11 protein-coding genes are annotated in these 15,296 nt (G+C 63.6%); 5 read left to right on the forward strand and 6 right to left on the reverse strand.

The genetic code is table 11. The features are described from left to right. The first annotated feature begins 8 nt into the window (after positions 1 to 8). On the forward strand, positions 9 to 3,233 hold the full coding sequence (locus tag C8267_RS05320; RefSeq protein ID WP_106633937.1) for a glycosyltransferase family 117 protein: 3,225 nt from the start codon (positions 9 to 11) through the stop codon (positions 3,231 to 3,233). A 395-nt stretch (positions 3,234 to 3,628) separates the two neighbouring features. Here C8267_RS05320 and C8267_RS05325 read toward each other — a convergent pair whose 3' ends face one another. After that, positions 3,629 to 5,335 carry an AMP-binding protein gene (locus tag C8267_RS05325; protein ID WP_106633938.1) on the reverse strand — a complete coding sequence of 569 codons (1,707 nt, stop codon included), beginning with the start codon at positions 5,333 to 5,335 and terminating at the stop codon, positions 3,629 to 3,631. A gap of 132 nt (positions 5,336 to 5,467) precedes the next feature. On the opposite strand from C8267_RS05325, the gene queG reads away from it, so the two are divergent. Next, positions 5,468 to 6,409, forward strand: coding sequence for a tRNA epoxyqueuosine(34) reductase QueG (gene queG, locus C8267_RS05330; RefSeq protein ID WP_106633939.1), 942 nt, complete (start codon positions 5,468 to 5,470; stop codon positions 6,407 to 6,409). On the opposite strand, the gene C8267_RS05335 is transcribed toward queG, so the two are convergent. From C8267_RS05335 to C8267_RS05350, 4 genes are all read right to left on the reverse strand, one after another. Continuing rightward, positions 6,369 to 7,733 (reverse strand): MATE family efflux transporter, encoded by a 1,365-nt coding sequence (locus C8267_RS05335; RefSeq protein ID WP_106633940.1) that lies wholly within the window; start codon positions 7,731 to 7,733, stop codon positions 6,369 to 6,371. The genes queG and C8267_RS05335 overlap by 41 nt on opposite strands. A 217-nt stretch (positions 7,734 to 7,950) precedes the next feature. Next, on the reverse strand, positions 7,951 to 8,889 hold the full coding sequence (locus C8267_RS05340) for a tetratricopeptide repeat protein (protein WP_106633941.1): 939 nt from the start codon (positions 8,887 to 8,889) through the stop codon (positions 7,951 to 7,953). Positions 8,890 to 8,979: 90 nt separating this feature from the next. Continuing rightward, a complete protein-coding gene (locus C8267_RS05345; RefSeq protein ID WP_106633942.1) occupies positions 8,980 to 9,435 on the reverse strand; it encodes a nucleoside deaminase in 456 nt (151 codons plus the stop codon). An 89-nt stretch (positions 9,436 to 9,524) separates the two neighbouring features. Beyond that, entirely contained in the window at positions 9,525 to 9,950 is a 426-nt protein-coding gene (locus C8267_RS05350; protein WP_106633943.1) for an energy transducer TonB, read from the reverse strand. Between the two features lie 206 nt (positions 9,951 to 10,156). Here C8267_RS05350 and dinB point away from each other — a divergent pair, with 206 nt between their 5' ends. After that, a complete protein-coding gene (gene dinB / locus C8267_RS05355; protein WP_106633944.1) occupies positions 10,157 to 11,233 on the forward strand; it encodes a DNA polymerase IV in 1,077 nt (358 codons plus the stop codon). 162 nt (positions 11,234 to 11,395) lie between these two features. Then, positions 11,396 to 13,150 carry an aspartate--tRNA ligase gene (gene aspS / locus C8267_RS05360; RefSeq protein ID WP_087361622.1) on the forward strand — a complete coding sequence of 585 codons (1,755 nt, stop codon included), beginning with the start codon at positions 11,396 to 11,398 and terminating at the stop codon, positions 13,148 to 13,150. A gap of 380 nt (positions 13,151 to 13,530) precedes the next feature. Here aspS and C8267_RS05365 read toward each other — a convergent pair whose 3' ends face one another. Beyond that, positions 13,531 to 13,833 carry a hypothetical protein gene (locus C8267_RS05365; protein WP_087361623.1) on the reverse strand — a complete coding sequence of 101 codons (303 nt, stop codon included), beginning with the start codon at positions 13,831 to 13,833 and terminating at the stop codon, positions 13,531 to 13,533. A gap of 369 nt (positions 13,834 to 14,202) precedes the next feature. Here C8267_RS05365 and C8267_RS05370 point away from each other — a divergent pair, with 369 nt between their 5' ends. Next, entirely contained in the window at positions 14,203 to 15,243 is a 1,041-nt protein-coding gene (locus C8267_RS05370) for an alcohol dehydrogenase (protein ID WP_087361624.1), read from the forward strand. Positions 15,244 to 15,296: the final 53 nt, after the last annotated feature.

Here is a 15,296-nt window from a genome sequence, read left to right on the forward strand (position 1 = left end):
AATCCGATATGACATTTTTCAAACGCTGGAACAACATCGTCGGATGGGCGGTATTCGCCATTGCGGCGTTCGTCTATCTGAAAACGATGGAACCCGTCTCAAGTCTCTGGGACTGTTCGGAATTCATCGCAACCTCCTACAAACTCGAGGTGGGGCACCCTCCCGGAGCACCCCTCTTCATGATGCTGGCCCGTCTGGCCACCCTCTTCGCGCTGGGCAACCCCGACTACGTGGGGATAGCCGTCAACGCCATGAACTCGCTGGCGAGTGCCTTCTGCATCCTCTTCCTCTTCTGGACCATCACGCACCTTGCACGACGGCTCGTCACGCGTGACGGCCGCGAGCTGACCGTCGCCTCGACGTGGGCCGTGCTCGGAGCCGGCATCGTCGGCGCCCTGGCCTACACCTTCACCGACACCTTCTGGTTCTCGGCCATCGAGGGCGAGGTCTACGCCCTCTCGTCGATGTTCACCGCGCTGGTCATTTGGCTCATGCTCAAGTGGGAGGACGAGGCCGACCAGCCCCACAGCCTGCGCTGGATTGTGCTCATCGCCTACATGATGGGACTCTCCATCGGCGTGCACATCCTCAACCTGCTGACCATCCCGGCGCTGGTCTTCATCTACTACTTCCGCACCACCAAGCGGGTGACCTGGCGCGGCATGGGCCTCGCCACGCTCGTCGCGCTGCTCATCCTGGGCTTCATCAACGGCATCATCATCCCCTATACGGTCTACTGCGGGGCGATGGTCGACCTCTTCTTCGTCAACACGCTGGGGCTGCCCGTCAACTCGGGCATGGTGCTCTTCGCCCTGGCGCTCATCATCGCCATGGGGTGGGCCTCGTGGTACACCCACCGCAAGGGCAAGGTGACGTGGAACGTCATCCTGCTCTCGACGACGATGATTCTCATCGGCTACTCCTCCTACGCCTCGATGACCATCCGCGCAGCGGTGAATCCCCCGATGAACAGCAACAACCCCAACAACCCCTTCGCCCTCTACTCGGTGCTCAACCGCGACCAGTACGGCGACCGTCCGCTCTTCTACGGTCCCTACTACTCGGCACCCATCGAGGGCTACAAGGAGAAGCAGGTGCGCTACCTCGACGAGGACGGCCGCTACAAGGCGACCACCACCGTCACGGGCTACACCCACTCGTCGGAATTCATGCACCTCTTCCCCCGCATGTGGGAGCCGCGCCGCGGCGAGCGGGCCTACAAGCCGTGGGCCGCATACCGCACCAAGACCGAGGTGATGCGCGACGACAAGGGTGAAATCGTCCGCGACGAACAGGGACGTCCCGTCCGCGGCGAGGTGCTCGACTTCGGCCGCAAGCGGGTCTACGACGACGGCTACGACCTGCGCACGGTCGTCGAACCCACCTTTGCCGAGAACCTCTACTTCTTCTTCAACTACCAGCTCAACTACATGTACTGGCGCTACTTCCTCTGGAACTTCGTGGGGCGCCAGAGCGACATACAGCCTTCGGGCTCGAGCACCATCACCGACGGCAACTGGCTCTCGGGCATCCGCTGGCTCGACGAGCGGCGGCTGGGCCCTCAGGACAACCTGCCGCACGAAATCGCCGAGAACAAGGGGCGCAACACCTACTACTTCCTCCCCTTCCTGCTGGGTCTGGTCGGACTGCTCTACCAGCTCAACCGCGACCCGCGGAACTTCTCGATTGTCATGTGGCTCTTCATCATGACGGGCGTGGCGCTGGTCTTCTACTTCAACACGGCGCCCGGCGAGCCGCGTGAACGCGACTACGTCTATGCCGGTTCGTTCTACGCCTTCTCCATCTGGATAGGCTTCGGCGTGCTGGCGCTGCGAGACCTGTTTGCCCGGCTTGCGAAGCGCGACACGCGGGTCGTTGCCGGCGCGGCGACGCTCGTCGGACTGGTCGTGCCCGCCATCCTGGCCGCACAGAACTGGGACGACCACGACCGCTCGCACCGCTACATGGCCCGCGACATCGGCTGGAACTACCTCCAGTCGACGCTGCCCAACTCGATTATCCTCAACTACGGCGACAACGACACCTTCCCGCTTTGGAACAACCAGGAGGTCTACGGCGTGCGCCCCGACGTGCGCATCATGAACACCTCCTACCTGGGCGGCGAGTGGTACATCGACGAGATGAAGACCAAGGCCAACGACGCGCCGGGCGTACCCTTCTCGCTGCCCAAGCGGAAGTACACCTACGCCAATGACGTGCTGCCGGTCGAGGAGCGTCTGGAGGGTCCGGTCGACATCCACGAGGTGATGGACTTCGTGCTGAGCGACGACCCGCGCTCGAAAATCAAGCTCGTTGACGGCTCCTCCATCGACTACATCCCCACACGGCGCATCGCCCTGCCGGTCAACAAGGAGAACGCCATTGCCTCGGGCATCGTGGCCGAGAAGGACCGCGACCTGATGGTCGACACGGTATACATCAACCTCCGCCAGAGCAGCATCGACAAGAGCCAGCTGATGATTCTCGACATGCTGGCCAACTTCGACTGGAAGCGTCCGATTTTCTTCACGCAAATCTACATCCTGCAGGACTTCGGGCTGCTCGACTACCTCCAGTACGACGGGTACGCCTACCGTCTGGTGCCGATTCTCACGCCAGTGCAGAACGCCTATGAAATCGGCCGCATGGATGTCGACTACACGCTGCCGCTCGTGCGCGACACCTTCCGCTACGGCAATCTGAACGACCCGCGCGTCTATGTGGACTACTTCCTGCAGTACAACCTGGGGGCATCGCGCACCCGCGAGATGTTTGCCCGCGTCGGGAAGGAGCTGCTGCGCGAGGGACGCGTCGACGAGGCTGTCGAGATGCTCGACATGGGGCTCGAGAAGTTCCCCACCTCGCAGATTCGCTTCACCGACATGAACACCTATCCCTACATCGAAGGGTACTACGCCGCCGCGAGCATGGGGGCCGAAGGGGCCGCCGAGAAGGGCGATGCCCTGCTCAGGGAGTATGCCACGACGCTCATCGAGTACATCGAGTACTACTTCCGCTTCGACGGAGCGCTGGGCGACATGGTGTCGGACACCATCGACGCGAAGCTCACCGAGCTGGGCGATATCTACTCGCTGGCAAGCTATGCCGGACGGCGTGACGTAGTGGCTGAAATCAACAAGTACTACCGCTCGCTGGGCGTCTCGGAGGAGTACCTCACCGACGTGGGCGACAAGCCCCAGCAGGCCGACTCCACCGTCTCGGAGCAGCGGTAACGACTCTTCTTTCGGGCCGGGCGCGGCGCAACGATGCCGCGCCCGCTCTGTTCCCGGTCCGAAAACGTAAAAAGGAACTCCGCACCCCAAAGGTGCGGAGTTCCTTTTTCATTTCATCTCACCGGCCGAACCGGAGGACTCCCATCAGCCGAGCCGAATCTTTCTCACCGGCCGAGCCGAATCTTTCTCACCGGCTAACCCGAAAGCTTCTCTCCAGCTGAACCAGTTGCTTCTCACCGGCCCAACCTGTTGCTTCACATTGGCCGAACCGGGGCTTCGCCCGCAGCGGGCTCACCGGCCGGCCGAAGGCTTTTTCGGCGGTTCTTTTCCCGGCGAGCGAGGCGCTCGCCTTCTCCGTGCGAGGTTTTCACAGTGTCACGCCCCGCCCCGGCGCATTACGCCTGCGGCTTGTCGGCGGGAAGCGCCGCATTGGCATGGGAGACTCCCGACTTGGAGCCCTCCTTTTCGTGCTTGCGGTGCGTCGTATTGTAGAGGAAGCGCTTGATTTTGAGCGTCGGGGTCTTCTCGAACTCCTTCTTCTGCTCGACCACCTCCGAGATGCGCGAGAAGCGGTTCACCTTGGCATTGACATAGGCCACCAGCTCCTTCTTGAGCTGCTCGGTCTTCGCCTCGAGCGCCTCCTTCTTCGTCGCCCACTCCTCGCGCCAGTCGTCGAGCATCGACTCAAGCTCCTCGCGGTTGAAGTGCACGAGCGCCACAAGACGACCTTCCCTCTGCGTGACGATGGAATCGGCGATGCAGACGTGCGAATTGAGCACGCTCTCGATATCCTCGGGATAGATGTTCTCGCCGCTCGGGCCGACAATCATGTTCTTCAGGCGCCCCTTGATGTAGAGCCAGCCGTCCTTGTCGAACTCGCCCAGGTCGCCCGTGCGGAACCAGCCGTCGGAGGTGAAGGCCTCGCGCGTGGCCTCGGGATTCTTGTAGTAGCCCATCATGACGCTCGGCGTGCGGGCGACGATTTCACCCTGCCGCGTCTCGGGGTTGACATTCACGAGCCGCAGCTCGACGCCCGGAGCCTGGGGCCCGGTCGAACCCAGCCGCACCTGCGACGGCGCAGCGCCGGCCAGCAGCGGAGCCGTTTCGGTCAATCCGTAGCCGATGGAGTAGGGAATCCGCGCCTCCATCATGAACTTCTCGGCGTCGCCGTCGAGCTTCGCGCCGCCGATACCCAGGAAGCGCAGGCGGCCGCCGAAGAGCTTTAGCAGCTTCTTGCCCGCTACGCGGTGTAGGTAGCGGCGCATGAAGCCCACGCGGTAGAGCGTCCGCCAGAAGTTGTTCGAGTTGAACTTGGCGAGCACCTGGTGGCGGTAGATTTTCTCGATGATGAGCGGCACGATGAGCATCACCGTGGGGCGCACCTGCCGCAGCGCCGGCATCAGGGCCGAAGCCGTGGGCGGACGGTCGAGGTAGACCACGCGGGCCCCCTTCGAGAAGGGGTAAATCATGCCGATGGAGCACTCGTAGGTGTGCGACAGGGGCAGCACCGAGAGGAAGACATCTTCGGAATGGATTGGGAAAATCGAGGCGCTCAAATCCACCTGGGCGCAGAGCGCCGCGTGGGAGAGCATCACCCCCTTGGGTTTCGAGGTCGTACCCGAGGTGTAGATGATGACGGCCAAATCCTCGGGTGCAGGAACCGTCGTCGAGCCCTGGGCGTGGACCTTTTGCGAGATGACGCCCAGATTCTTCGTACGGACAACGACGTTGAGCGACGCCACCGTCGTCTTCGAGAGTTTGGTGAAGAGCCGGTCCGAAACCAGCAGCGCCTTGGCCTCCGAGTGGGCGATAATCATGTCGAGTTCCTCGCCCGTGAAGTCGGGCAGAATCGGCACGACCACCAAGCCGGCCGAGGTGACGGCGTAGTAGCAGACGCCCCAGTTGGGCATGTTGCTGCTCAGCAGCGCCACCTTGTCTCCGGGACGAAGGCCGGCGCCCGTCAGAATATCCTGCACCTTTGCGATGCGCCTGCCCACCTCGGCGTAGGTCACATCCTCGCCGTCGAACATCGAAAAGGCAATCCGGGATGCAAACTCCTTTACGCTGTGACGGACAAGGTCGTAAAGTGTGTTAAGAGTCATTTTTCAGGTTTTATTCGCGTTTCACAACAACGGTCCCGCAGCGGAGCGGAGCCCTCGTTTATCAAACGGAAAGTTTGTTGCAAAATTACGAAATTCCCCCGAAAAACGCTATTTTTGAAACAAAATCTTGCAATGCTCGAGAGCCTCCACATCAAACGCCTGGCCGCCGAAGCGGGCTTCGACCTCTGCGGAATCGCCCGCTGCAGACCCTTTCCCGAGAACGAGCGGCGCTTCCGCTCGTGGCTTGCAGAGGGCTACAACTCCTCGCTCGACTACCTGGCACGCAACCTCGACAAACGGTTCGACCCCGCGCGGCTGGTCGAAGGGGCCCGCACGGCCGTCGTCTGCGCCGTGGGCTACAAGAACGAGGCGAGCGAGGGCTACCCCGCCTCGTGCCGCACGAAAATCGCCTCCTACGCCCTGACGACCGACTACCACACCACCATCCGGCAGATGCTCCGCGGCATGCTCGGCGCGCTGCGGCAGCGCTACCACGAACTGCAGGGGCGAGCGTTCGTCGACACGGCGCCGCTGCTCGAGAAGCAGCTGGCCGTCGAGGCGGGGCTGGGATGGATTGGCCGCCAGTCGCTGCTCGTCACCCCGACGCTGGGGAGCTTCGTGCTGCTGGGCGAGCTGCTGCTCACCGACGAGGCCGACAGCTACGACGCCCCCTGCACTCTCGAGGGGTGCGGCCGCTGCAACCGCTGCCTCGAGAGCTGCCCCACCGGGGCGCTCGTCGCCCCGCGGACGCTCGACACGGGGCGCTGCATCGCCTGCCACACCATCGAGCGCGAACCGCAGAGGCGCATCGACCTCCACGGCTGGCTCTTCGGCTGCGACGCCTGCCAGAGCTGCTGTCCCTACAACCGCCGCGCACCGCACCATGCCAACAAGGCCTTCGACCCGCTGTTCGACCCCCGTGCGATGACGTCCGAAGAGTGGGAGGCGCTCGACGAGCGGCAGTTCGGGGAGCGCTTCGGGGCGACGCCCCTCCAGCGCAGCGGTCTGGAGCGCATCCGCCGCAATGCACGGCTCAACGCCGCGGACGGTGCAGCCGAAAATAGAGCAGAATGAACACTGTGGTGAGCGTCTCGGAGAGCGGCTGCGCAAACCAGATGCCCGCAACGCCGCAGAGCTCCGGCAGCAGCAGGAAGCTCGGCACCAGCAGCACGCATCCGCGCAGCAGCGCAAAGGCGGTTGCCGGCCGGACCCGCTCCAGGCTCTGGTAGCAGCCGATGGCCGTCAGATTGACCACAAAGGGGATGAAGCCGGCCGCGAAGAGCGGGAATCCGGCAACGGCCAGCTGCGCGGCGCGGTTCTCACCGGGCAGGAACAGTCCGACCAGCCCCTCGGGGACGAAGACGAAGAGCGCCGAGACCACCGCGCCGCAGCCGACGGCCGTCATGAGGGCAATGCGTGCGGCGGCGCGCACGCGCACGCCGTTGGCCAGCCCGAAGTTGTAGCTCAGAATCGGCTGCGCCGACTGCGCAATCGCGTTGCCGACCATGAAGACGAAGGGGATGTAGTAGCACGCCACGCCGAAGGCCCCCACCCCGTCGTCGCCCAGCCTTCGCATGAAGACCCCGTTACCCACGAACATCAACACGGCGAGCGTCATCTCGCCCAGCAGTGCCGACGAACCGATGCGGCACTGGTAGCCGATGTTGCGCCACGAGAGTCTGAGGCTCTTGCGGCTCCACTTCACGCGGCAGAGCCGCAGCGTCCGGGCGCGGAAGAGCAGGTAGCCGACAGCCACCACACCGCCGGCGGCCACGCTGATGGCCGTAGCGAAGGCGGCTCCGCGGACGCCCCATCCGAGCGGAAAGATGAACCACCAGTCGAGCACGACGTTCAGCACGGCCGAGAGGACCGAGCACCACATCGCCACGCGCGGTGCGCCGTCGAGGCGGATGACGAAGAGCCCCACGGCCGTCCACATCTGGAAGAGCAGCCCGGGCGAGAACCAGAGCAGGTAATCGCGCACGAGCGGCAGCAGCCGCTCCGAGGCGCCGAGCATCCGGGCCGTCGCATCGGGCCAGAGCATCACCGCGCCGACCAGGAGCAGCGTCAGCAGCGTCACGAACCAGAGAGCCTGGGTGACGTTGAGCCGCGCGGCCCGCACCTTGCCGCGCGCCAGGTGAATCGAGGCCACCACCGAGCTCCCCACGCCGGCCATGAGCCCCACCCCCTGGGCGAGCATCAGCAGCGGGACGTAGATGTTGATGGCGGCGATGCCGTCGCTGCCCACGCCGTGGCCCACGAACATTCCGTCGGCGACCGTCACCGCCGAAATCGACAGCATGCCCAGCAGCGTCGGCACGAAGAGGCGCCGGAAGAGGGTCGAGACCCGCACGGTGCCCAAATCGATGGCATCGCGCTCCTGATTGTTCCGTTTCATGACCTGTCACAAAAAAAGGTACCGGACAAGCGATTGGTTTTACCCAGTCATCTTATCCGGTACCGTAGATACCCTCCGATGAGGATTACAAAACTCGCAGAGCCCGTCCGGCTCCGTTTATTTCATATTTTCAATGGTCCTTCACTGGTCCGCTCCCCGCGAGCAGAGGCGCTCAGGCATCTACCTTCCCCCCCCCTCGCGGTGCGGAGCAGGACGATTACTTCGACAGCTCGGCAAGAGCGGCCTTGGCACTCTCGACGGCCGGACCGTCGGTCACCTTCTGGAAGGCGGCGATGGCCTGCGGCTTCATCTCCTTGGCGTTGTAGGCGGCGCCCAGCGTCAGGTACATGAGGCTCTTGTCCTCGGGGTCGGTCTGTGCGGCGGCAGCCTCCTCACCCAGCTCGATGACCTTCGCGAAGTCCTGCTTGCTCGAGTAGGCCTGCAGACGCACCTTGTGGGCAACGGCGCTTGCGGGGTTCTTGGCCAGCAGGGCGTCGGCCATGGCGATGATACCGTCGTAGTCGTTGTTGGCCTGCAGCTTGGCAACCTCGTTGTTCGTATAGAGCGTCATCATCTCGTTGGCCTTCGCAACGGCATCCTCATACTTGGGGTTGGTCAGCGCGGCGATGTCCTCGTAGATGGCCATACCCTCGGCATACTTGCCCAACTCGCAGTAGCTCATCGCCAGGTTGAGTGCCATGTCCGTATTGCGGGGGTCGGCAGCGTAGCCCTTGGCGAAAATCTCCGATGCGGTGGCGTAGTCCTTGTTGTTGAAGGCCTCACCGCCCTGCAGCTGGTAGATTTTGGCAACCCACTGCTTCGATTTGGTCATCTGCGTCATGTCGCCGTAGAGCTCGGCCAGCTCGGCCGACTTGCTGAAGTTGGTCAGCGCTTCGTCGTATTTCTTGGCCTGTGCGGCATAGCCGCCCATCATGAAGTAGCATTTCGGAAGCGTCGACTTGGCGGTTGCGACCAGCGACTCGGAGCCTTCGGCATCCATGCCCTCGTCAATGACCTGCTGGAACTTGGCCGCAGCACCCGCGAAATCCTTGGCACCGTAAGCAGCGGCAGCCTCGTTGTAGACAGCCGTCAAATCCTGCGCCGAGAGCGATACCGCAGCAAAGAGCGCAGCTACAGATAACAATACTTTTTTCATTTTCACTTAGAGTTTTTAATATTCGTGCGTAGTCGCCCTTTCGGGCAGATGGTTGCAAAAATAACTTATTTTTCCCTATTTTACAAGAGGCTATCGGCGCAGCGAGGCGAAAAAACGGGTCATCAGCTCCTCACACTCCCCGCGCAGCACGCCGCGCGTGACGGTCGTGCGGGGGTGGAACACCCCGTCGGAGTAGCAACGATAGCCCTTCTTGGGGTCGTCGGCGCCCCACACCACGCGGGCCACCTGGGCCCAGCCAATCGCGCCGGCGCACATGATGCAGGGTTCGACGGTCACGTAGAGCGTACAGCCCTGCAGGTATTTGCCCCCGAGCGTCGAGGCGGCTGCCGTCAGCGCCTGCATCTCGGCATGGGCCGTCGGGTCGCGGAGCGTCTCCACCAGATTGTGCCCCCGGCCCACGACCGTCTCACCGGAGACGACCACCGCGCCGATGGGGACCTCGCATGCATCTAACGCATGATGCGCCTCGTTTAGTGCGAGGCGCATGAATTTTTCGTCAAGTTGCTGTTGTTCCAAACCTTCCATATTGCTTTTCATTCCGTTGCATCAGGGCACATGAACTCCCCGCACCGGGGCCCGCGGTCCCGGTGCGGATTCACGGCGGCAGGTGCGCATCAGATTTCGGCCGTCACCGTTATCAGCAGCCGCACCTTCACCGGCTTGCCGTCCTGCCGGCCCGCACGCCACTTGGGCGAGCGCTCCATAACCTGCGTCACCGCGTCGGCAAACTCCTGCGACGAGGCGGACTTCACCTCGATGTCGGTCACCTGCCCCTGCGTATCGACCACGAAGAGGACATTGGCGCTGCAGGTGCCCTTCACCCCCTTGGCGCGGGCCTCGGAACGGGCCTTGAAGGAGACCCACTTCTGGTAGGCCGCCACTGTGCCGCCCTTGAACGAGGGCATCTGCTGGGCCATCATCCTGACCTCGGAGCTTTCGTCCGAAGCGGGCGACTGGACATGGGTTGCTGCCGCGACGGTTCCGGCCGCCATCAGCAGGAGGGTGGCAACCGCGCATCGAAGAATCAACAGGGACTTCATAAAGGTTACATTTTATTTTAGAGGTACTTCGTCAACAGGGCATATCCGGGCGGCGGGCTCCGGAGTCCGCTTCGCCCGCCCTATTCTCTAAAACAAATATAGAAAATTTCCGCCGTATGTCCAAACGCTCCGGCGCGGAAAAGCGGCACCCACGGGTACGCACCACGCCGTTTCTTCCTATCTTTGCTTCGGAAAACACCGCGATAATGGCGCAGCGCAAAATCATACACGTCGACATGGACGCCTTCTTCGCCTCGGTCGAACAGCGCGACAACCCCGCCTACCGGGGGCGCCCGATTGCCGTGGGCTACGACGGCCCGCGGGGCGTGGTGGCCACGGCCAGCTACGAGGCGCGCCCCTACGGCGTACACTCGGCCCTACCCTCTGCCGTGGCGCGGAGACTCTGCCCCTCGCTGATTTTCGTCCCGGCCCGCTTCGAGGTCTACAAGGAGGTCTCGCAGCAGATTCGCGCCATCTTCCACCGCTACACCGAACTGGTCGAGCCCCTCTCGCTCGACGAGGCCTTTCTCGACGTCTCGCACCACCGCTCGGCGACGCTCGTGGCGCGCGAAATCAAGGCAGCCATCCGCGCCGAGACCGGACTGACCGCCTCGGCGGGCATCTCGGTGAACAAGATGCTGGCGAAAATCGCCTCGGACTACCGCAAGCCCGACGGGCTCTTCACGATTGCCCCGGCCCAGGTCGAGGAGTTCGTCGCGGCACTCCCCGTCGAGCGCTTCTTCGGCATCGGCGAGGTCACGGCCGAACGGATGCACCGGCTGGGCATCCGCACGGGGGCCGACCTGCGGCTCTGGAGCGAGGAGGCGCTCGTCCACCACTTCGGCAAGGCGGGCCACGCCTACTACGGCTATGCGCGCGGCATCGACGAGCGCGAAGTGACCCCCAACCGTATCCGCAAGTCGCTCGGGGCCGAGACCACCTTTGCCGAGGATACCGGCGACCGCGGGCGGCTCGCGTTCGAACTTGCGGGGGTGCGCGACGAGCTCTGGGCGCGGCTCCAGCGCCACGAATTCGCCGGCCGGACCGTCGTGCTGAAGCTCAAGTTCGACGACTTCCGCCAGATTACCCGCTCGCGGACCCTCGCGGCGGCCGTGGCCTCGGCCGAGGAGCTGCGCGTGGTCTCCGAGGAGCTGCTTGCGGCCACCGACCTGGGCGGCCACCGCGTCCGCCTCATCGGGCTGACGGTGGGCAATTCATCCGAAGCATGCCCGGAGTGCGTGCAGCTTTGCTTCGACTTCGATTGCGACCAGCGGAAGCCGTAGGCGGCCCGGTGCCGGGGCCGAAGGGCCCGTCCCCTCCGCCGGCCGGGACGCACGAAGGGCCCCGAAGGGCGAAAAATCGGGAAAATGTGAACGTCTGTTGTGAATTTTTCCTAAATTTGCCCGTTACAAAAGGATTCTAACAAAAACAAACTCAATAGCTCCATGTACAGAACCCATACGTGCGGCTCCCTGAGAGTCGAAAACGTCAACGAGCGCGTCACCCTGGCAGGGTGGGTGCAGAAAGTGAGAAACCTCGGGGCGATGACCTTCATCGACCTGCGCGACCGCTACGGCATCACGCAGATTGTCGTCGAGGAGCACTCCCCGGCCCAGGCACGCGAGGCGGCCTCCCGTCTGGGACGCGAGTTCGTCGTCCAGGTCACGGGCCGCGTCGTCGAGCGTTCGTCGAAGAATCCCAAGATGCCGACGGGCGACATCGAGGTGGCGGCCGAGCAGGTCAACATCCTCAACGAGGCGCTGACCCCGCCCTTCACCATCGAGGAGGTCTCGGACGGCGGTGACGACCTGCGGATGAAGTACCGCTACCTCGACCTGCGCCGTCCGCCGCTGCAGCGCAACCTCATCCTGCGCCACAAGATGGCCCAGGAGATTCGCCGCTTCCTCGATGCCGAGGGCTTCCTCGAAATCGAGACCCCCTATCTGGTGGGCTCCACGCCCGAAGGCGCGCGCGACTTCGTCGTGCCGAGCCGCATGAACCCCAACCAGTTCTACGCCCTGCCCCAGTCGCCGCAGACGCTCAAGCAGCTGCTCATGGTGGCCGGCTACGACAAGTACTTCCAGATTGTGCGCTGCTTCCGCGACGAGGACCTGCGCGCCGACCGTCAGCCCGAGTTCACCCAAATCGACTGCGAGATGTCGTTCGTCGAGCAGGAGGACATCCTCGAGGTGTTCGAGCGCTGGGCCAAGCACATGTTCCACGCGGTCATGGGCATCGACTTCACGGAGCCCTTCCGCCGCATGCCCTGGATTGAGGCGATGGAGAAGTACGGTTCGGACAAGCCCGACCTGCGCTTCGGAATGGAGTTCTCGGACCTTACGGAGCTCGCCAAGGGGCACGGCTTCAGCGTCTTCGACAACGCCGAGTATGTGACGGGCTTCGCCGCCACGGGCTGTGCGACCTACACCCGCAAGCAGATTGACGCCCTGACCGAGTATGTCAAGCGTCCGCAGGTGGGCGCCAAGGGGCTCATCTGGCTCCGCGTCGAGGAGTCGGGCATCAAGTCGTCGATTGACAAGTTCTTCACGCCGGAGCAGGTGCGCGCACTGGCCGAGCGCTGCGGCGCCAAGGCCGGCGACATGGTCTTCATCCTCAGCGGCCCGAAGTTCAAGACGCTCACGCAGCTCTGCGCCCTGCGCCTCGAAGTGGCCCAGCAGCTCGGACTGCGCGACCCGAAGAAGTTCGCCCCGCTGTGGGTGGTCGACTTCCCGATGTTCGAGTGGGACGAGGAGACGCAGCGCTTCTATGCGATGCACCACCCCTTCACCTCGCCCAAGCCCGAGGATTACGAGTACCTCGAGAGCGACCCCGGCCGCGTACGCGCCAACGCCTACGACTTCGTCTGCAACGGCACCGAAATCGGCGGCGGCTCGATTCGTATCCACGACGCCAAGCTCCAGGCCCGCATCTTCAAGTGCCTGGGCTTTACGCCCGAGCGTGCGCAGGAGCAGTTCGGCTTCCTGATGAACGCCTTCAAGTACGGTGCACCCCCTCACGGAGGTCTGGCCTTCGGCTTCGACCGGCTCTGCTCACTCTTCGGCGGCTCGGACTCCATCCGCGACTACATCGCCTTCCCGAAGAACAACGCCGGCCGCGACGTGATGCTCGACGCACCGTCGTACCTCGACCAGTCGCAGCTTGACGAACTCTACCTCGAACTGCGCAAGCCGGAAAAATAGGCAACCAGCGTTCCGGAGAGCCGCGCCGCTCTTCCGATGCGACAAGCGGGACCTTTCCTCAACGGAAGGGTCCCGCTCTCTTTTCCATCCCGGCCCAAATGCGCCCGGGCAACAGGCGGACAAACGGTTTCGAACCGGCCGATGTCCTCCTCCCCGGCCGGACGCCCACCAGACTTTCCCGGCCGTAGACTCGGCCGGACGCACAGCCAGCTTCTCCCGGTCGGACGCGCAGCCGGCTCTCTCCCGGTCGAAGCCTCTCCGCACGGCGGAGAGGGGCACAAAAAAGCGGACCTCCGCACTGCCGTCCGTACAGTGAGAAGGTCCGTTTGACTCGTTTCCGGAGGAGGCGCCTCACGCACTCCGGAGGTCAGGGGCCGATGTCAGAAGGCTGCAGCCACGGCTCCAACCAGGACAATCAGCAGAATCAGTCCCAGGAAGGAGATGACCAGACCGGCAATCGACAGGCCGCGCGGCGTACGGAATACGCCCACGAGCGACAGAATCAGACCCAGTACCCAGAGAATCCATCCCAGCACGGGAACCCAGGAGAAAATCAGGCCCAGCAGTGCGAGCACGAAACCGGCCGTACCTACTCCGTTCGATTTCTTTTCAGCGGGCTGGTTGATGATAATCGTCTGGCCCTGGTTCTCCTTGCCCTGCGGCTTTTGTACATTTTCTTCCATAATCGTTCATGTGTTTTTGCCGCCCGCACCTCGGCAGCTGTTCTTGGAAAGGAGACGTGGTGCAGCAGTCCACTTCCCATCCCGGGAATCTCGCACTTCTCATTCGCAGTCACCTCATCCGGGAAGCCCGGATTCAGGAGGCAAACTTACGTCTCCTTCAACGTGTTGTTACAAAAGTACAAAATTCTGCGAAATATGCAACATTTTCGTCCGAAATCGAACATCTGCATGCACCTTTTTGTTCGAAACGGCCGCCAAGCGGTCTCCGCCGGGCGCAGACAGCCACGGGCAGCCATGAACAACGTCCTCCAGACGCTCCGTTTTCCGCCGCAAATGGTTATCTTTGTACACGTGAAAACACGCCGGACCATGAAAGCCTGTACCTATGTCGAACGCGGACGCTTCGAGCTCCGCGAAAAGCCGGAACCCCGGCTCGAAACACCCCGCGACGCCCTGGTGCGCGTCACGCTGGCAAGCATCTGCACCAGCGACCTGCACATCCTCCACGGCAGCGTGCCGCGCGCCGTCGAGGGCATCACCGTGGGCCACGAGATGGTGGGCGTCGTCGAGCAGGTGGGCACGGAGGTTGCGACGCTCCGCCCGGGCGACCGCGTGGCGGTCAACGTCGAGACCTTCTGCGGCGAGTGCTACTTCTGCCGCCACGGCTATGTCAACAACTGCACCGACCCCGACGGAGGGTGGGCGCTGGGCTGCCGCATCGACGGCGGGCAGGCCCCTCTGGTGCGGGTGCCCCATGCCGACCAGGGGCTGACCCCCATCCCGGCGACGGTGAGCGACGAGGCGGCGCTCTTCGCGGGCGACATCCTCGCCACGGGATTCTGGGCCGCCCGCATCGCCGAGATTACCGAAGAGGATACGCTCCTCATCATCGGAGCCGGCCCCACGGGCATCTGCACGCTGCTCTGCGCGATGCTCCACCGCCCGCGCCGCATCATCGTCTGCGAAAAGGAGCCCGGGCGGCGCCGCTTCGTGCGGGAGCACTACCCCGAGGTGCTCGTCACCACGCCCGGGGAGTGCCGCGACTTCGTGCGGCGCCACAGCGACCACGGCGGCGCGGACCGCGTCTTCGAGGTGGCCGGCAGCGACGAGACGTTCCGTCTGGCGTGGGAGTGCGCCCGCCCCAACGCCGTGGTGGTCATCGTGGCGCTCTACGACCGGCCGCAGGTGCTGCCGCTGCCCGAGATGTACGGCAAGAACCTCACCTTCAAGACGGGCGGCGTCGACGGCTGCGACTGCGCCGAGATTCTGCATCTGATAGCCGAGGGGCGCATCGACACCACGCCGCTCATCACCCACCGCTTCCCGCTCAGCCGCATCATGGAGGGCTACCGCCTCTTCGAGAGCCGCGCCGACGGGGTCATCAAGGTGGCCGTCGAGTGTCAAAAGTAGCCGCAGCGGAAAAAATCTTTGCCATTCGGCAAAAATTGTCTATTTTTGAAACC

The organism is Alistipes sp. Marseille-P5061 (assembly GCF_900290115.1).
Lineage (GTDB): Bacteria > Bacteroidota > Bacteroidia > Bacteroidales > Rikenellaceae > Alistipes > Alistipes excrementigallinarum.